The 17149-nt window shown below is 68.0% G+C and carries 16 protein-coding genes; 14 read left to right on the top strand and 2 right to left on the bottom strand.

Annotation, left to right across the window (positions count from 1 at the left end):
* Nucleotides 1–4 precede the first annotated feature (4 nt).
* The 5 genes from ASE10_RS00510 (at nt 5) to ASE10_RS00490 (ending at nt 6497) form a co-directional block, all read left to right on the top strand.
* A complete protein-coding gene (locus ASE10_RS00510) occupies nt 5–3115 on the top strand; it encodes an efflux RND transporter permease subunit (RefSeq protein WP_055899489.1) in 3111 nt (1036 codons plus the stop codon).
* Between the two features lie 339 nt (nt 3116–3454).
* The gene (gene rpsF, locus ASE10_RS00505; protein WP_055899486.1) at nt 3455–3883 is read left to right on the top strand and encodes a 30S ribosomal protein S6; all 429 of its coding nucleotides are present in this window, start codon (nt 3455–3457) and stop codon (nt 3881–3883) included.
* Nucleotides 3884–3909: 26 nt separating this feature from the next.
* Nucleotides 3910–4140 carry a 30S ribosomal protein S18 gene (gene rpsR / locus ASE10_RS00500; protein ID WP_055899483.1) on the top strand — a complete coding sequence of 77 codons (231 nt, stop codon included), beginning with the start codon at nt 3910–3912 and terminating at the stop codon, nt 4138–4140.
* 189 nt (nt 4141–4329) lie between these two features.
* Entirely contained in the window at nt 4330–4782 is a 453-nt protein-coding gene (rplI, locus tag ASE10_RS00495; RefSeq protein ID WP_055899480.1) for a 50S ribosomal protein L9, read from the top strand.
* A 302-nt stretch (nt 4783–5084) separates the two neighbouring features.
* On the top strand, nt 5085–6497 hold the full coding sequence (locus tag ASE10_RS00490) for a replicative DNA helicase (RefSeq protein WP_055899477.1): 1413 nt from the start codon (nt 5085–5087) through the stop codon (nt 6495–6497).
* Nucleotides 6498–6539: 42 nt separating this feature from the next.
* Here the strand turns inward: ASE10_RS00490 and ASE10_RS00485 are convergent, their stop codons facing one another.
* Nucleotides 6540–7364: a LytTR family DNA-binding domain-containing protein gene (locus ASE10_RS00485; RefSeq protein ID WP_055899475.1), complete on the bottom strand. Its 825-nt coding sequence runs from the start codon at nt 7362–7364 to the stop codon at nt 6540–6542.
* A gap of 10 nt (nt 7365–7374) precedes the next feature.
* Nucleotides 7375–8529 (bottom strand): histidine kinase, encoded by a 1155-nt coding sequence (locus tag ASE10_RS00480; RefSeq protein ID WP_162250416.1) that lies wholly within the window; start codon nt 8527–8529, stop codon nt 7375–7377.
* A 246-nt stretch (nt 8530–8775) separates the two neighbouring features.
* Between ASE10_RS00480 and ASE10_RS00475 the strand changes: the two genes are divergently transcribed.
* The 9 genes from ASE10_RS00475 (at nt 8776) to ASE10_RS00435 (ending at nt 17109) form a co-directional block, all read left to right on the top strand.
* Complete coding sequence (locus ASE10_RS00475; protein WP_055899470.1) at nt 8776–9648, top strand: MBL fold metallo-hydrolase; 873 nt, start codon at nt 8776–8778, stop codon at nt 9646–9648.
* A 152-nt stretch (nt 9649–9800) separates the two neighbouring features.
* On the top strand, nt 9801–10394 hold the full coding sequence (locus ASE10_RS00470; protein WP_157480954.1) for a hypothetical protein: 594 nt from the start codon (nt 9801–9803) through the stop codon (nt 10392–10394).
* A complete protein-coding gene (locus ASE10_RS00465; protein WP_055899468.1) occupies nt 10391–10867 on the top strand; it encodes a GNAT family N-acetyltransferase in 477 nt (158 codons plus the stop codon). Before ASE10_RS00470 ends, ASE10_RS00465 begins: the two co-directional genes overlap by 4 nt.
* A gap of 5 nt (nt 10868–10872) precedes the next feature.
* Nucleotides 10873–11424, top strand: coding sequence for a nuclear transport factor 2 family protein (locus tag ASE10_RS00460; protein WP_082559488.1), 552 nt, complete (start codon nt 10873–10875; stop codon nt 11422–11424).
* A gap of 333 nt (nt 11425–11757) precedes the next feature.
* Entirely contained in the window at nt 11758–12105 is a 348-nt protein-coding gene (locus tag ASE10_RS00455) for a glycine zipper 2TM domain-containing protein (protein WP_056098197.1), read from the top strand.
* Nucleotides 12106–12432: 327 nt separating this feature from the next.
* Nucleotides 12433–12780 carry an NIPSNAP family protein gene (locus tag ASE10_RS00450; protein ID WP_055899462.1) on the top strand — a complete coding sequence of 116 codons (348 nt, stop codon included), beginning with the start codon at nt 12433–12435 and terminating at the stop codon, nt 12778–12780.
* 39 nt (nt 12781–12819) lie between these two features.
* Nucleotides 12820–13962, top strand: a complete 1143-nt coding sequence (locus ASE10_RS00445) for a M23 family metallopeptidase (RefSeq protein WP_055899460.1) — start codon at nt 12820–12822, stop codon at nt 13960–13962.
* A 199-nt stretch (nt 13963–14161) separates the two neighbouring features.
* The gene (alr, locus tag ASE10_RS00440; protein ID WP_056305521.1) at nt 14162–15238 is read left to right on the top strand and encodes an alanine racemase; all 1077 of its coding nucleotides are present in this window, start codon (nt 14162–14164) and stop codon (nt 15236–15238) included.
* 233 nt (nt 15239–15471) lie between these two features.
* Entirely contained in the window at nt 15472–17109 is a 1638-nt protein-coding gene (locus tag ASE10_RS00435) for a S8 family serine peptidase (RefSeq protein WP_056305519.1), read from the top strand.
* Nucleotides 17110–17149 lie beyond the last annotated feature (40 nt).

The raw sequence follows: 17149 nt of genomic DNA, 5'->3' as shown, positions 1-17149 counted from the left end.
CCCGATGAGCATCGCCGAGCTCAGCATCAAGCGACCCGTCACTGCGGTGATGCTGTTCGTGTCGCTGTTCGTGGTCGGCCTGATCGCTGCGATCAGGCTGCCCTTGGAAGCGTTCCCCGAGGTCTCGCCGCCCTTCATCTTCGTGCAGATGCCGTACACCGGCTCGACCCCGGAAGAGGTCGAGCGCACCGTGCTGCGTCCGGTCGAAGAGTCCTTGTCGACCATGACCGGCATCAAGCGCATGGATGCCAGTGCGCGCGCGGACGGCGCCAACCTCTTCATCCAGTTCTCGAACTGGGACCGCGATGTGGCGATCGCCGCGTCCGAGGCGCGCGAGCGCATCGACGCGATCCGCGCCGATCTGCCCGAGGACCTGCAGCGCTACTTCGTGCTCAAGTTCTCGACCACCGATCAGCCGGTGCTGAAGGTGCGCCTGGCCGGCGAAACCGACCTCACCGGCGCCTACGACCTGATCGACCGCGAGTTCAAGCGCCGCATCGAGCGTCTGCCCGGCGTGGCCCGGGTCGAGGTCTCCGGCGCGCCGCCGAACGAAGTCGAGATCGCGATCCAGCCCGACCGCCTGACCGCCCACAACCTCAGCCTCAACGATCTGACCACGCGCCTGCAGGCGGTGAACTTCTCGGTCTCGGCCGGGCAGATCGACGACGGCGGCCAGCGCCTGCGCGTGCAGCCGGTGGGCGAGGTGACCGACCTGCAGCAGCTGCGCGATCTGGTGATCGGCGGCAACGGCACCCGTCTGGGCGATATCGCCGATGTGCGCATGAAGCCGGCGCGCATGGACTACGGCCGCCGCCTCGACGGCCGTCCCGCGGTCGGCCTGGACATCTTCAAGGAGCGCAACGCCAACCTGGTCGAGGTCTCGCGGCTGGCGCTGCAGGAGGTCGAGGAGATCCGCAAGGAGCCCTCGCTGCGCGGCGTGCAGGTCAAGATCATCGAGAACCAGGGCGAGAACGTCACCAGCTCGCTGCTCGACCTGGCCGAGGCCGGCGGCATCGGCCTGCTGCTGTCGATCGCGGTGCTGTTCTTCTTCCTGCGCCACTGGCCCTCGACGCTGATGGTGACCCTGGCGATTCCGATCTGCTTCGTGATGACCCTGGGTTTCATGTACTTCGCCGGGGTCACCCTCAACATCCTGTCGATGATGGGGCTGCTGCTGGCGGTCGGCATGCTGGTCGACAACGCCGTGGTGGTGGTGGAGAGCATCTATCAGGAACGCGAGAAGATGCCCGAGCAGCCGCGCCTGGCCTCGATCCTGGGCACCCGCCACGTCGCCATCGCGCTGTCGGCGGGCACCCTGTGCCACTGCATCGTGTTCCTGCCCAACCTGTTCGGCGATCGCAACTTCCTCAGCATCTACATGGCCCAGATCGCGATCACGATCTCGGTCTCGCTGCTGGCCTCATGGCTGGTCGCGGTCAGCCTGATCCCGATGATCTCGGCGCGCCTGAAGACCCCGCCCACGGTCAATAACACGCGCGGCCTGATCCCGCGCCTGCAGACGCGCTACGCCCGTTTTCTGCGCTGGACCCTGGCCCACCGCGGCTGGAGCGTGCTGGGCATCGTGCTGATCATCGCGGTCAGCGTGTTCCCGGCGACCCACACCAAGTTCGACATGTTCGGCGGCGACGAAGGCGGCGAAGTCAACGTCTTCTATCAATGGAAGGGCAGCTACACCAAGGAGCAGATGTCGGACGAAGTGCTGCGGATCGAGAACTTCCTGGACGCCAACCGCAAGAAATTCCACATCACCCAGGTCTACTCGTATTACAGCGAGAGCGGCGGCGCCGGCACCCGCGTCACCTTCGACACCAAGGAAATCAGCCAGACCAAACCGCTGGTCGACGCGCTCAGCAAGGCGCTGCCGAAATCGGCCCGTGCCGACATCGGCATCGGCGACCAGGGCGGGCCGGGCGGCGGTGGCGGCCAGCCGGGCAAGAACGTGCAGGTGCAACTGGTCGGCGACTCGACCCAGACGCTGGCCGAGGTCGCCAAGGACATCGTTCCGATCCTGGCCAAGCGCAAGGAACTGCGCGACGTGCGCGTCGACGCCGGCGACCAGAACAGCGAGCTGGCGGTGCGGGTCGACCGCGAGCGCGCGGCGTCGTTCGGGTTCAGCGCACAGGAAGTCTCGCGCTTCGTCGGCCTGGCCCTGCGCGGCGCACCGCTGCGCGAGTTCCGCCGCGGCGAGACCGAAGTGCCGGTGTGGGTGCGTTTCGCCGGCGCCGAGAACTACGGCGTCGAGGACATCGCCTCGTTCACCGTGCGCGCCCCCGACGGCCGTACCGTGCCGCTGCTGAGCATGGTCGACGTCAGCGTGCGTCCGGCCGCGACCGAGATCCGCCGCGCCAACCGCCAGACCACGCTGACGATCCAGGCCAACCTGGCCGACAAGGCCACCGTGCCGGAAGCGCGCAAGGCGATGGAGGACACCCTGAAGGCGGTCTCGTTCCCGGCCGGCTACAGCTACTCCTTCGAAGGCGGCGCGTTCGAGGACGAGGACGACGCGATGGGCCAGATGCTGTTCAATCTGGCCCTGGCCCTGATCATGATCTACGTGGTGATGGCGGCGGTGTTCGAGTCGCTGCTGTTCCCGGCGGCGATCATGAGCGGCGTGCTGTTCTCGGTGTTCGGCGTGTTCTGGCTGTTCTGGATCACCGGGACCACGTTCGGGATCATGTCCTTCATCGGCATCCTGGTGCTGATGGGCGTGGTGGTGAACAACGGCATCGTCATGATCGAGCACATCAACAACCTGCGCCGGCGCGGCTTGTCGCGCACCGAAGCGCTGGTCGAGGGTAGCCGCGAACGCCTGCGTCCGATCCTGATGACCATGGGCACGGCGATCCTGGCGATGGTGCCGATCGCGCTGTCGACCAGCGGCGGCAACGACATGCCGGCCTACTACCCGATGGCGCGCGCCATCGCCGGCGGCCTGGCGTTCTCGACCCTGGTCAGCCTGCTGTTCCTGCCGACGATCTACGCGATCCTCGACGACCTGCGCAACGGCAGCGCCCGGACCCTGCGCCGGGCCCGCGGCAAATCGGTCGAGCCGGCGCTGCCGGGCGCAGCCGTCGCGGCCCTGCACGTCGAATGAGCCCCGTGTCCCGGGGCCGCCTGAACGGGCGGTCCCGGGGCAGGGTGCCCGGCTCCGATCGCCGGGCCGTGGGGTAGGAGCGGCGTAAGCCGCGACCACGCCAGCCGGGGAACCCACGCAGGTCGCGGCCCGCACCGCCCCAGCCCCGAAGCACCCCCCGGGTCCGGTCCTCCAGCCCCGATTTGCACCTAAGCCCTTGACCCTGCCATAATTTCCGGCTCCCGCGCGGCCCCGTGCCGTCGCAGGACCCTTGCCCTACCGCGCCCGGCGACCTACTCGCCACGGTGGCGGGGGGCTGAACCGGCCCGATGACGGGCCGACACCCACAAGGAAACAACGATGCGTCATTACGAAGTCGTATTCCTGGTCCACCCGGACCAGAGCGAGCAGGTCCCGGCCATGATCGAGCGCTACAAGTCGCTGATCGAAGCCGGCGAGGGCAAGATCCACCGTCTCGAAGATTGGGGCCGCCGTCAGCTGGCTTACCCGATCGAGAACCTGGTCAAGGCCCACTACGTCCTGCTCAACATCGAAGTCACCCAGACCGTGCTCAACGAGCTGGTCGACGGCTTCCGTTTCAACGACGCGGTGCTGCGTCACCTGGTCATGAAGCGCGACGAGGCCGATACCGAACAGTCCCTGATCATGAAGTTCAAGGACGAGAAGGGCGACAAGCCCGAGCGCGGCGAGCGCCGTCGTCGTGACGACGACAGCGACAGCGCAGTCGGCACCGCCGACAGCGCCGAAGACAACGCCGAAGCCGCCTGATCGCACCCTCTTAGGAGCAACGCACCATGTCCAAGTTCTTCCGCCGCCGTAAGTTCTGCAAGTTCACCGCCGAAGGCGTGAAAGAGATCGACTACAAGGATCTCAACACCCTGCGCCAGTACCTCACCGAGACCGGCAAGATCGTGCCGAGCCGCGTGACCGGTACCAAGTCGAAGTACCAGCGCCAGCTGTCGACGGCCGTCAAGCGCGCCCGTTTCCTCGCGCTGATCCCGTACACCGACAACCACAACGCCTAAGTAAGGATGTTCGCCCGCTCGCGGGCGAACCCTTTGTCCCCCTCTCCCGCTGGCGGCGCCCGTAAGGCGTCCGAAGGCGAGAGGGCAGGGGTGAGGGTCGCGACAGCGGCCCGCACCCGCACAAAGCCTTTTCGGACAGCGCACCTCGCTGCGGACCTACAGGCCCGCTAACGAATACGGAGCACACCCATGCAATTGATCCTCCTGCAGAAAGTCACCAACCTCGGCAACCTCGGCGACAAGGTCAACGTGAAGCCGGGCTACGGCCGCAACTTCCTGGTCCCGCAGGGCAAGGCCGTGCCGGCCACCGCCGCCAACCTGGCCGAGTTCGAAGCCAAGCGCGCCGAGTACGAGGCCAAGGCCAAGTCGCAGCTCGACGGCGCCGAAGGCCGCAAGGCCAAGCTCGAGGACGTGTCGGTCACGATCCACGCCAACGCTTCCACCGAAGGCAAGCTGTACGGTTCGGTCACCCCGCGCGATATCGCCGAGGCCCTGACCAAGCACGGCCACCCGGTCGAGAAGTCGGAAGTGATCATGGGCGAAGGCCCGCTGCGCCGCACCGGCGAATACGACATCCTGCTGCACCTGCACGCGGACGTCGAAGTCACCGTCAAGGTCGTGATCGAAGGCGAAGTCGCCTGATCCGAGCCGACGTGGCGTAGGACGAAGGGCGCCCGCGAGGCGCCCTTTGTTTTTGCGGCGGTCGCGCGCCTGAGCGCCTGCCGTCGCGGCGGCGGCTATCGTCGCAGCCGATGAGACCGAAGCGTGCGATAGAGGGAAAGTTGCCCACCTCTTATCCACAGCTTCGCCACAGGCTTGTCTGCAACGCCGGCAGGGCATTCGCCCCTACGATGTGCGACCGGCCGGGGCCCATGAGGGCCGACGTACCGCCCCCGATACCAACGGCCGCACCAGACGGCCGCTCAGCGAGGACCGCGACACAGATGAGCGCACGAAGCGGATTCCGCGGCGAAAAGCGGTTCGAAACTCGCGCCGAGCAGCGCATCGACCAGTTGCGCGTGCCGCCGCAGTCGGTCGAGGCCGAGCAGGCCGTGCTCGGTGGCCTGATGCTGGCGCCCGACGCCTACGATCGCGTCGCCGATCAGCTGGTCGAGGAAGACTTCTACCGCCGCGACCACCAGCTGATCTACCGCGCGATCCGCGAGCTGGCCGAGAAGAACCGTCCCTTCGACGCCGTGACCCTGGGCGAGTGGTTCGATTCGATGGGCCTGTCCGAGCAGGTCGCCGGCGGCGCCTATCTGATCGAGCTGGCCAGCACCACGCCCTCGGCCGCCAACATCGCCGCCTATGCCGAGATCGTGCGCGACAAGGCGGTGCTGCGGCAGCTGATCGAGGTCGGCACCGGCATCGTCAATGACGGCTTCCAGCCCGACGGCCGCGACAGCGGCGAGATCCTGGCCAAGGCCGAGCAGGAAGTGTTCGCGATCGCCGAAGCCGGCGCGCGCGGCCGCACCGACTTCACCCCGGTCAACAAGGCGCTGTCGGAAGCCTTCGACGTGCTGCAGACGCGCTACGCCAACGGCGGCAGCGTCACCGGCCTGCCGACCGGCTACACCGAATTCGACGAGATGACCGCGGGCCTGCAGAACACCGACCTGCTGATCCTGGCCGCGCGTCCGGCCATGGGCAAGACCACGCTGGCCCTGAACATGGCCGAGTACGCCGCGTTTCGCAGCAAGAAGGCGGTGGCGATATTTTCGATGGAAATGTCGGCCAGCCAGCTGGCGCTGCGCCTGATTTCCTCGGTCGGCCGCGTCAACGCCCAGCGCCTGCGTTCGGGCCAGCTCGAGGACGAGGACTGGAGCCGCGTCACCAGCGCGATCCGCCAGCTGCGCGAGGCCAAGATCTTCATCGACGACACCCCGGGCCTGTCGCCGGACGTGCTGCGGGCCAAGTCGCGCCGCCTCAAGCGCGAGCACGACCTGGGCCTGATCGTGATCGACTACCTGCAGCTGATGTCGGTGCCCGGCAACAGCGAGAACCGCGCCACCGAAATTTCCGAGATTTCGCGCTCGCTCAAGCACCTGGCCAAGGAACTCAACCTGCCGGTGATCGCGCTGTCGCAGCTCAACCGCTCGCTGGAAACCCGCGCCGACAAGCGCCCGGTGATGGCCGACTTGCGCGAATCCGGCGCCATCGAGCAGGACGCCGACGTGATCGTGTTCATCTACCGCGACGATTACTACAACAAGGAAACCTCGCCGGACAAAGGCCTGGCCGAGGTCATCATCGGCAAGCAGCGTTCCGGCCCGACCGGCTCGTTGAAGCTGAAGTTCTTCGGCGAATACACCCGCTTCGACAACCTGAGCCACGATTCGGTGGGCGCTTTCGAGTAAGCCGCGCCGCTGGACCCGGCCCTCGCGCTACCCGCAGCGGCGTCAGCCCTCCAAGCCGATCCGCATGCGGTTCAGATACTCGCGCAGCGGCTCGCGATAGCTTTCGCTGCTGGTCACCGTCCGCCCGCCCGCGAGCACCAGGATCAGGTCGCCACGCGGGGTCCGGTCGACCTGGCGTACATGATTCATGTTGACCAGGCACGAGCGGCTGATCCGCATGAACGGTTGCGAACGCAAGGACGACTCGGCCTGCTGCAGCGTGCCGCGCGTGGTGCAGGCCTCGCGGCCGACGGTCAGCACGACGTAATTGCGGTCGGCCTCGACGACTTCGACGTCGCAGGTGTCGATCACCCGCATCTGTCCGCGAAACTCGACGATGATTCGGGCCCGGTCCGGTGCGGGCGCATGCTCGACCGCCTGCAGGCGTTCCAGCAGCGCGGCGAGCGCGCGGCGGTGCTGCGCGACGTCCTGCTGCGCATGCCTGCGTCGCACGCGCGCCAGCGATGCCCGGAACCGGTCGTCGTCGAACGGCTTGAGCAGGTAGTCCGCCGCGCTGACCTCGAAGGCATCCAGCGCATAGTGGTCGTAGGCGGTGACGAAAACGATCTGCGGCAGCGTGGCCGGATCGAGCGCGCGCGCCAGGTCGATGCCGCTCATGGCGTCGATTTCGACATCCAGGAACAGCAGGTCGGGCGGTCGCGCCTGCAAGGCTTCCAATGCGCTGCGGCTATCGCCGTATTCCCCGGCCACGCGCAGGTCGGTTTCTCGTTCGCAGCATTCGCGCAGGGCCCGCCGCGCCGCCGGTTCGTCGTCGACGATCACCACGTCCATGGTCGAGAGCGCGCGATCCGGGTCGGCGGTTTGCATCGCGGCGGCTTCAGCTCTCGACCCGCAGCATCGGCATGCGGACCTGCGCCAGCCATTGGCCGCTAGCCCCGACGCCGGTGCGCAGGCTCGCGCGCTCGCCGAACTGGATCGCGAGGCGTTCGGCGACGTTCTTCAGGCCGATACCGCTCGTACCGTCCGTGCCGGCCGCTGCGGGCGCTGCGTTGGCGGCGACCGTGTTGAAGACCCGAAGCACCAGTTCATCGCGCTCGCTCTCGACCTCGATCCGTATCGACACCGGCGCGGTATGGTGCGCCATGCCGTGCACGACCGCGTTTTCGACCAGCGGGTGCAGGATCAGGCTCGGCACCCAGGCGCTGGGCAGCGACGCGCGCTCCGGCATTGCGAAGCGCAGCCGGTCCGAGAATCGGTGCTGCTGCAAATCCAGATACAGGCGCGCGCATTCGAGTTCATCCTGGAGGCGCGAGAGTTCCTGTTCGCCCTGGCGCAGCAGGCGCCGCAGGAGGTCGCCGAGTTGCACCACCATGGTCTGCGCGGCGGCCGGATCCCAGCTGATGTTGCCGCGGATGGTGTGCAGCAGGTTGAACAGCGTATGCGGCGACAGCTGCATGCGCAGCGCGGCGAGGTGCGCGCTGGATAAGGCCCGTTCGAGCGCCTCGGTACGCAGGCGGGAGTCGCGGTAACGACGGTAGAGGTCGAAGCCGGTCAGCAGCGCCAGGCAGAACGCATAGCTGAGCAGCAGGCTGGTCGATGCGGCGATGAACAGGAGCTGCTGCTTGTCCAGCGGGCCCTCGATCGGAGCGATCGTCGGCGGCATCAAGGACTGCGGGACGCCGGCGAGGTGGTCGCCGAGTTGCAGGCTGGGGTCGGCGAGCATGGCGAACCCCAGGCCGAGCAGCAGTTGCAAAGGCCAGGCCCCCCATCCGGGCTGCCAGCCGATCCGCCGCGACAACCAGGCGCAGCCGACGAGGGCCGGAAACAACAGCAGGTGCTGCAGCAGGCGCGCATCCCAGGGCGAGAACACGTGGGTGACGCCGATCGTGGCCAGACTGGTGGCCATGCTCAGGCCGAACAGCAGATTCGAGAGAGTGACGTAGGCCCAGATCGCCGCGAGCAAGGCGAGGTCGCGGGCTTTCAGGCCCGGGCGATTCCCCGCGTCGATGGTCCAGTCCGACAGCGGTCGCATGCGGGCCGTGATAGCCGGAGTCGGGATGTCGCCCATGGCCGCATGATCGCACTGTTGGCCGGCGATGGAAGCCTTGCGCAGCCTGGAGCGAGGCTGCGGGGACGAACGCGTCGAGGGCAGGGACGAACGCGTGCGGCGAGGCTTCCCGCGGCACGGCCCGATGCCGCCTCATAGGACGTGAGCGCAGCGGGGCCGCGAAGTCGGAGCCGATGCGCTATGCAGCCCAGAAAAACGAGGTCGCGAAGCATGTCCACCCATCGTCTGTTCGGAAAATTGCTGGTCATGGCTGCGTTCGCCTTGGGCCTCGGCGCCTTCAGCGGCGCCGTCGCGGCGCGTCCCCCGTACACGACGACCGAGGTCGCGCCGGGGCTCTACAGTTTCGGCGCCGGCATGGCCTTCAACGCCTTCATGATCACCGACGACGGCGTGATCGTCATGGACAGCTTCGACAAGGATTTCGCCGCGGCATCGCTCCAGGCGATCCGCAAGCTCACGGCGAAGCCCATCCGGTATTTGATCTATTCGCACAACCACTACGATCACATCAGCGGGGGCGAAGTGTTCAAGGCGGAGGGTGCGGCGATCATCAGCCACGAAGCCACCGCCCGCTGGCTCGAGGAACACCCCAGCCCGGATGTGGTCATGCCCGACAGAACCTGGTCCGGATCCAGCTCGGAACTGCGGCTGGGGGAAAGTCGGGTCGAGCTTCTGTACTTCGGTCCGAACCACGGCGAAGGCATGACCGTGTTCCGGTTTCCGCGCGAGAAAGCGATCTACACGGTCGATCTGGTGGTGCCGGAGCGGGTGGCGTTCACCTATATGCCGGACTTCTCTCCCAAGGAATGGGAGCGCACGCTCGCCGAGATCGACAAGCTCGATTTCGATCGGGTGATGTACGCCCACAACGCGCCGGTAGGGCCGAGGTCCAGCGTCGCGGATCAACTGAAGTATCTCCAGGACCTAAGGGCGGCGATTCTTGCCGAGTTGAAGAAGGGCACGCCGTTCATGCAGGTTCCGAACGCCGTCGCGCTGCCGCAGTACCAGACTTGGGACGGATACAAGGAGTGGCTGCCGATGAACGCCTGGCGCGTTCTGCTGGAAATCGCGATGGGTGTGTAGCGGCCGGCATGCGGGCACGGGCGCGGAGGGCGCGCTCTTCGCAGCGTCGTGCGACAGCACGCGCAGGCGGTACGCGCGACATCGACCGCAGCGCCGCGCCAAAGCGCAACCTAAGGCTTCGATGCAACACAGAACCGGACAGGAACCTCACGATGAAAATGCATGCCCCGATCCGTTCCATGCTGACCGCTTGCGCGCTGACGGCCGGCCTTTTGCCTTTTGGCGTCGTCGCGAAGACGCCACCAGCGACCGAGCGGGCCGCCGCCGTTCCGGCGCCACGGGATGGGCAACGGGACTTCGACTGGGAAATCGGCCTGTGGAAGACCGAACTTAGGCGACGCCTGCGGCCCCTGACCGGATCCGACGAGTGGGTCGAGTACTCCGGCACGACGACGGTCAGCAAAGTCTGGGGCGGGCGCGCGAACTGGGTGGAACTCGACGTCAAGGGCAGCGCGGGCGAGATCCTCGCCGGGTCGCTGCGGCTCTACAACCCGCAGTCGCGGCAATGGAGCCTCAACTTCGCCAACTCGGCGGCGGGGACGATGACGATCCCGACCGTCGGCGAATTCCGCGACGGACGCGGCGAGTTCTATTCGTCGGAGACCTTGAACGGGCGCGCCATCCTGGTGCGCTTCGTGATCTTCGATATCGGCCCCGACTCCGCGAAGTTCGAACAAGCCTTTTCCGCCGACGGCGGCAGGACCTGGGAAGTGAACTGGATCGCCACGGATACGCGCGCGAAATGAACCTTCCAACGAATGCCGCCCAGGTTCGCTGCGTCCGCGACGACGATTTCGCCGCCTGGCTGCCGCTGTGGACCGCCTACAACGCCTTCTACGGCCGCGCCGGCGAAAGCGCGCTGCCGATGCCGATTACCCGGGCCGTGTGGCGACGTTTCCTCGATCCGGACGAACCGGTTTTCGCGCTGGTCGCCGAGGCGCAGGGGCGCCTGCTGGGGCTGAGCCACTACCTGTTCCATCGCAGCACCACGCAGCTCGAGCCGGTTTGCTATCTGCGCGATCTGTACGTGGTCGAGTCCGAGCGCGGCCGGGGCATCGGCAAGGCCCTGATTCGAAGCGTGCGCAGGGAATCGGAGGCGGCAGGCGCCAAGGGCGTTTATTGGCAAACCCACGCGACCAACGTCGCCGGCCGTCGTCTGTACGACAAAGTGGCCGTCAACGAGGGATTCATCGTGTACGACTACGCGGACAGGGAGTGAACCCGATGGCTGCCATCTCAGCGAAGCCGATGTTCCAGAAGCTCGCTCAGTCTTGGCAGGCGGGTCTTGCGATGAGACATGGCCGCGGGGTCGTCTTGAAGATCGCCGTCATGCTGCTCGCCGCGAGCGCCGCATCGGCATCCGCGGCGCCGCTGCCGCCGGAGCTGGAAAAGGCGGTTTCGGCTTACCACCGCTCGACCATAGGCGGCGATATTCCGGCGCTCTCCCGTCTGTTCGCCGACGACTACGTGCTGGTGAATTCGGACGCCAGCGTGGAGAACAAACAGCAGGCGCTCGCCGATTTCCGTATGCCCGGATTCAAAATCGATCCCTATGCGATGGAGCAGCCGGTCGAAATCGTCTGGACGGACGCCGCGGTGATCGGCGGGGTCGTGAATTTGAGCTGGACGCAAGACGGTAAACACCAGACTCGCCTGATCCGCATCGTCCATGTCTGGGCGAAACGGGACGGCGGTTGGCGGATGGTGTACACGCAGGTGACCCGCGTGCCGCAAGCGCTGGCGGGCGAGGGAGCGGTCGCGCGCCCGCAGCCCTGAGCCATCGTGCTGCTGGGGGCGCGGGAGCGTCCGACGCTTGGTGGGGTCTGCGCCGGCCTCGGTCATCGCTGGCCTGACGCGATCGAAAACGGTTTGTCGCCACGATGCCCAGCGCAGGCCGATCGCGTGCGGAATGAGCGGAGCAGGGCGCACTGCCGGGTCAGGACGCCGCTGCCCGTTTGCGCGAATGTGATCGCGATTGCGGTGCGCAGGCATGCGACGGTTCAGACTGCACGCGCCAGACTGTCGCCCAGGCACGTCGCCGCTTAACGCGATCGTGACAAGCCCCGGCGCATGTTGCTGTGACCATTCTCTCCACTCCGGTGAATCCCCATGAACGCTAAGCTCAAATCCACGATCGCCGTCGCCCTGATGTCCTGCGTCATGGCGACCGGCGCGGCCACCGCGCAGACCAAGTCCAAGGCCAAGCCGGCGCCAAGGCAGCCGCATTGCTACGACGTCGAGGTGCAGCGTCCGAAGCAGATCAAGGACGAGCACAAGATCGCCGGTACCGCCCTGGGCGCGGTCGCGGGCGGCCTGCTCGGCAACCAGGTCGGCGGCGGCAAGGGCAAGAAGGTCGCGACCGCGGCCGGCGCCGTCGGCGGTGCCCTGGTCGGGCGCAAGATCCAGGAAAACCAGCAGAACAAGACCGAGACCGTGATCGAGCGCCGCTGCGACTGAGCGCACGATCCGTCTGCAGCGAACGGGCCGGCCATGCCGGCCCGTTTCGTTTTGGGGCGTCGGCGTTCGGCGTTCGGCTGCGGCAGCGAGGCAGTGGCAGCAAGCTGAAACCAGGCCGCGGCAGGGAGGCCACGCCTGATCGCAGAACGTCGGACTTCCCCTGTAGGAGCGGCGTGAGCCGCGATAACGCAGCTGCATCCCACGCCGAATCGCGGCTCACGCCGCTCCCACAGGAAGCCGGACCGCCCGTCCACCATGACCGTGGCGACTTGCGCACCGCAGCGCCCTCGATCAGCATCCGCAGCCGATCACCTCGGGAACGCGGCCATGAAGCGACTGATCGAAATCCGCAGCTACCGGCTCAGGCCGGACACGGCGGCGCGGTTCCAGGACGCGATGCGCATGCGCGCGCTGCCGATGTTGCGCGAGCACGGCATGGACGTGGTCGCGTTCGGGCGCAGCGAGCACGAACACGAAAGCTGGTTCCTGATCCGCGCCTACCGCGACCACGCCGATCTGATCGCGCAGCAGGACGCCTTCTACGGCTCGCCGGCGTGGCGCGAGGGCCCGCGTGCCGGGATCGTGGCCTGCATCGAGGACTACCTCAATACCTTGCTGTGGCTGTCGGACGCCGCTATCGAAGAACTGCGCGAGCCCGATCCCAGCGCCGCCTGACGCGGCCTGCGCCCCTCCTATTCCCGGAACCCCCGCCCCATGCGCAACCTCGCGTTCGCCGTCTTGCTGATGTTCGCCAGCGGCGCCGCCGCGACCGATCGCGCGGCGCCTTTGCGCCAATCCTTCGACCTGCAGGTGCCGACGGTGCCGGCACCGGTGCGGATCGAGGGTGCATCGGTGCTGGTCTACGAACTGCACCTGAGCAATTTCAGCAGCGAACCCCTGCAACTGTTGGGCGTGGAGGCGCGCGACGCCGAACGCGGCGCGTCCCTGGCCGACTACGCGGGCGACGCGCTCGTGCGCCGTTTCGATCGTCTGGCGGCGGTGCAGGGCAGCGATGCGCGCACGCTCGCGCCGGGCCAGCGCGGCGTGCTGTATCTGGAACTCGCGCTGCCCGCCGGCGCGCCGCTGCCGCGCCGGCTCGATCACCGCATCCGCTACGCGCCTACCGGCAGCGGGGCGGCGGCCGAAGTCGTCGGCGGCGATACGCCGGTGGCCCAGGCCGCGACGCTGATGCTGGGACCGCCGGTGAGCGGCGGCCCCTGGATCGCGATCCACCATCCGGACTGGCCGCGCGGCCATCGTCGGGTGATCTACACCGTCGACGGTCGCGCCCGCATTCCGGGCCGCTACGCGATCGACTGGGTCAAGCTCGACGCGCAGGGCCGCAGCGCCGGCGGCGACCCCGACCTGGTCGCCAACGCCTACGGCTATGGCGCGCAGGTCCTGGCCGTCGCCGACGCGACCGTCGTCGCGGTGCGCGACGACGTGACCGAAACCGCGCGCGTGTCCGAACATGGCAAGCAGGCGCTGGGCGACGCCACCGGCAACTACCTGGCGCTGGACCTGGGCGACGGCCGCTACGCGTTCTACGAACACCTCAAGCCCGGCAGCGTACGGGTCGCGCCGGGCCAGCGCGTGCGCCGCGGCGAGGTCGTCGCCGCGCTCGGTTTCACCGGCGATTCGACCGGCCCGCACCTGCATTTCCACGTCGCCGACCGCGCCTCGCCGCTGGGTGCGGAAGGGGTCGCGTACGAGTTCCAGCGCTTCCGCGTGCTGGGCAGCTACCCGGACCTGTCCAAGCTGGGCAAAGCCCCCTGGACCCCGCCGCAAGCCGGGCAGCGCCTCAGTCGCGAGCACGAGCGTCCGGCCCCGAACACGATCGTCGAATTCAACGACTAAGCGAACCCAGACCTCTCTCCGCCGGGAGAGGGGCGCCCACGGCATCTAGGCCGGACCTCGCGCCGAACCGGCGACTGCCTTGCCCAGACCGGTCGCCGATATGGGGCAGGCTGCCGCAATGCATCCCGCCTGCCTGCCGGAACCCGCGCCCACCCCAGCCCGACAGCCCGCGCAACGCGCCAGCCGATAAACTAGCGCGATGGCACGACCCACCTCCGCAAGCATCCACACCGACGCCCTGCGTCATAACCTCGCCCAGGCGCGCGCGCGCGCGCCGCACAGCCGCGTGATGGCGGTGGTCAAGGCCGACGGCTACGGCCACGGCCTGGAACGGGTCGCGCGCGCGCTCGAAGGCGCCGACGCCTTCGGCGTGGCGGCCCTGTCCGACGCCGACCGCCTGCGCGCGGCAGGCCTGTCGCAACCGATCGTGCTGCTGTCGGGTTTCGACGAAGCCGACGACCTGCCGCAGCTGCGCCGGCTCGGCGTCGAGACCGTGGTCCACCACGCCAGCCAGATCGAAATGCTGGAGCAGGCCGCCGACGGCGAGCCGATCCGCTGCTGGCTCAAGATCGACACCGGCATGCACCGGCTCGGCTTCGCGCCCGAGGACGTGCGGCAAGCGCATGCGCGCCTGTCGGCCTTGCCCGGCGTGGCCGAGGGCATCGTGCTGATGAACCATTTCGCCAGCTCCGACGAATTCGACAAGCCGCAAACGCGCGCGCAGCTGCGCGCCTTCGCCGAGGCCACCGCCGGCCTCGACGGCGCGCGCTCGCTGGCCAACTCCGCCGCCGTGCTGGGCTGGCCCGATGCCCACGCCGACTGGATCCGTCCCGGCGGAGCGCTGTACGGCATGTCGGTGGTCGAGGGCACCACCGGCGCCGACTTCGGCCTGCGTCCGGCGATGACCCTGTCGACGCGCCTGATCGCGGTCAACCGGGTGCGGCGCGGCGAACGCATCGGCTACGCCGCGACCTGGGAATGCCCCGAAGACATGCACGTCGGCGTGGCCGCGATCGGCTACGGCGACGGCTACCCGCGTGCCGCACCCTCCGGCACGCCGGTGCTGGTCGGCGGCCACGCGGCGCAGGTGATCGGCCGCGTCTCGATGGACCTGATGACCATCGACCTGCGCGGCATCCCCGAGGCCCGCGTCGGCGATCCGGTGACGCTGTGGGGGCCGGAGCTGCCGGTGGAACGCATCGCCGAAGTCTCCGGCACCATCGGCTACGAGCTGACCTGCTCGATCACGCGCCGGGTGCGTTTCGTCGAGAGCTGAGGCGCCCGTGCGCCGGCCTCGGCTCCGGCATGTGGATTCTTGGTGCGCCGCGGCCGCCGAGGCATTCTCTAAAACGAGAATCCGGTCATAGATCCTGAGGGATATCCCCCGGCAGGTAGGGGGGGCGCGATATTTTCCCGTTTGGATAAAGGTCGGTTGATCGGGCGCTACGACGCGCCCGAGCAGCAAGCCGCTCCGCCCGGAGTGCGACCGGCATTCCACGTGGGGTATCGATGAAGCAGAGCAAGCTGATGTACGCGCTGGGCCTGGGCCTGGCCACGATGGTCGCTGCCACCGCCGCCGCGGCGCAGGAGCAACCCAACCCGAACCGCGTCTGGGTCAAGTTCAAGGCCGGCACCGCCAGCGCCGCCGCCGGCAAGAGCGCCGGTGCCTCGACCCAGAGCCTGGGCCAGCGCATCCAGGCGCTGCGCGGCAAACTGAGCGCAGCGCGCGGCGGCGACGCGGTGCTGAACTACCAGTTCGACCGCCTCAACAGCGCGGTGATGACCCTGTCCTCGCCGGAAGACATCAAGGCCCTGCGCGGCAACCCCGATGTGGAATCGGTCGAGATCGACCAGCCGCGCTATCTGCAGGCGCAGAGCGTGCCCTACGGCATCGACCAGGTGCAGGCGCGCAATGTGTGGGACGCCAACCAGGACGGCGTGCTCGACGCGGGCGCGGCCACCGGCGCCGGCATCAAGGTCTGCGTGATCGACTCGGGTCTCAACAAGAACCACGAAGATTTCGCAGGCATGACCATCACTGGTTACCCCGCCGGCTGGGACACCGACACCTGCGGCCACGGCACCCACGTCGCCGGCACCATCGCCGCGGCCAACAACAATACCGGCGTGGTCGGCGTGAGCCCGGGCAAGGTCTCGCTGCACATCGTCAAGATCTTCGGCAGCAACGGCACCAACGGCGGCCAACACGGCCAGTGCAGCTGGACCTACTCCTCGACTCTGGTCGATGCGGCCAACCGCTGCGACGCCGCCGGCGCCAAGATCATCAGCATGAGCCTGGGCGGCGCGAGCAGCTCGGTCACCGAGCAGAACGCGTTCCAGACCCTGGCCAACAACGGCGTGCTCAGCATCGCCGCGGCCGGCAACGCCGGCGATGCCAGCCTCAGCTACCCGGCGTCCTACCCCAGCGTGGTGTCGGTGGCGGCGGTGGACTCGGCCAACGTCAAGGCCGCCTTCTCGCAGTTCAACGCCGCGGTCGACGTGGCCGCGCCGGGCGTGGACACGCTCAGCACCTACCCGATGAAGAACGATCCGCTGGTGGTCGGCGCGTCCAGCTTCGCCGCGATTCCGGTCGCCGGTTCCAAGCAGACCACCGCCAGCGCCGGCTGGGTCAACGGCGGCCTGTGCCAGGCCTCTTCCAGCACCTGGCGCAACAAGATCGTGGTCTGCCAGCGCGGCACCAACACCTTCGTCGACAAGATCACCAAGGCCAAGACCGGCCGCGCCCTGGGCGTGGTGATCTACAACAACGTCGCCGGCGATCTGCGCATCGGCATGTACGACGCCAACAGCAACCCGGTCACCACCACGCTGCCCGCGGTGGGCATCAGCAAGGCCGACGGCGAGACCATCGTCGCCAACCTGGCCGGACAGACCGCGACCGTCGACGCTACGCCGTCGGTATCGAACACCGCCTACGAGACCATGAGCGGCACGTCGATGGCGACGCCGCACGTCTCCGGCGTGGCCGCGGTGGTGTGGAGCTCCAAGCCGACCGCGACCGCGGCGCAGGTGCGCGATGCCCTGTACACGACCGCTAAGGACATCGACGCCGCCGGCTTCGACAACAACACCGGCTGGGGCTTGGTCCAGACCCAGGCCGCGATCACCGAGCTGCAGTCGCAATAAGCGTCACGCAATGGGGACGGGGCCCAGCCGGGCCCCGTCC

The organism is Lysobacter sp. Root76 (genome assembly GCF_001428685.1).
Lineage (GTDB): Bacteria > Pseudomonadota > Gammaproteobacteria > Xanthomonadales > Xanthomonadaceae > Lysobacter.
Note: the sequence above shows the minus strand (reverse complement) of the source record. Positions and strands in the feature narration are given on the sequence as shown.

What these genes read in the sequence shown, in the direction of transcription:
- ASE10_RS00460 (WP_082559488.1), top strand. Translation starts at nt 10,873, where the DNA reads ATGGCTGCCATCTCAGCGAAGCCGATGTTCCAGAAGCTCGCTCAGTCT.
- rpsR (WP_055899483.1), top strand. Translation starts at nt 3,910, where the DNA reads ATGTCCAAGTTCTTCCGCCGCCGTAAGTTCTGCAAGTTCACCGCCGAA.
- ASE10_RS00450 (WP_055899462.1), top strand. Translation starts at nt 12,433, where the DNA reads ATGAAGCGACTGATCGAAATCCGCAGCTACCGGCTCAGGCCGGACACG.
- ASE10_RS00465 (WP_055899468.1), top strand. Translation starts at nt 10,391, where the DNA reads ATGAACCTTCCAACGAATGCCGCCCAGGTTCGCTGCGTCCGCGACGAC.
- rpsF (WP_055899486.1), top strand. Translation starts at nt 3,455, where the DNA reads ATGCGTCATTACGAAGTCGTATTCCTGGTCCACCCGGACCAGAGCGAG.
- ASE10_RS00485 (WP_055899475.1), bottom strand. Translation starts at nt 7,364, where the DNA reads ATGCAAACCGCCGACCCGGATCGCGCGCTCTCGACCATGGACGTGGTG.
- ASE10_RS00455 (WP_056098197.1), top strand. Translation starts at nt 11,758, where the DNA reads ATGAACGCTAAGCTCAAATCCACGATCGCCGTCGCCCTGATGTCCTGC.
- ASE10_RS00445 (WP_055899460.1), top strand. Translation starts at nt 12,820, where the DNA reads ATGCGCAACCTCGCGTTCGCCGTCTTGCTGATGTTCGCCAGCGGCGCC.
- ASE10_RS00475 (WP_055899470.1), top strand. Translation starts at nt 8,776, where the DNA reads ATGTCCACCCATCGTCTGTTCGGAAAATTGCTGGTCATGGCTGCGTTC.
- ASE10_RS00470 (WP_157480954.1), top strand. Translation starts at nt 9,801, where the DNA reads ATGAAAATGCATGCCCCGATCCGTTCCATGCTGACCGCTTGCGCGCTG.
- ASE10_RS00510 (WP_055899489.1), top strand. Translation starts at nt 5, where the DNA reads ATGAGCATCGCCGAGCTCAGCATCAAGCGACCCGTCACTGCGGTGATG.
- ASE10_RS00435 (WP_056305519.1), top strand. Translation starts at nt 15,472, where the DNA reads ATGAAGCAGAGCAAGCTGATGTACGCGCTGGGCCTGGGCCTGGCCACG.
- ASE10_RS00480 (WP_162250416.1), bottom strand. Translation starts at nt 8,529, where the DNA reads ATGCGACCGCTGTCGGACTGGACCATCGACGCGGGGAATCGCCCGGGC.
- ASE10_RS00490 (WP_055899477.1), top strand. Translation starts at nt 5,085, where the DNA reads ATGAGCGCACGAAGCGGATTCCGCGGCGAAAAGCGGTTCGAAACTCGC.
- alr (WP_056305521.1), top strand. Translation starts at nt 14,162, where the DNA reads ATGGCACGACCCACCTCCGCAAGCATCCACACCGACGCCCTGCGTCAT.
- rplI (WP_055899480.1), top strand. Translation starts at nt 4,330, where the DNA reads ATGCAATTGATCCTCCTGCAGAAAGTCACCAACCTCGGCAACCTCGGC.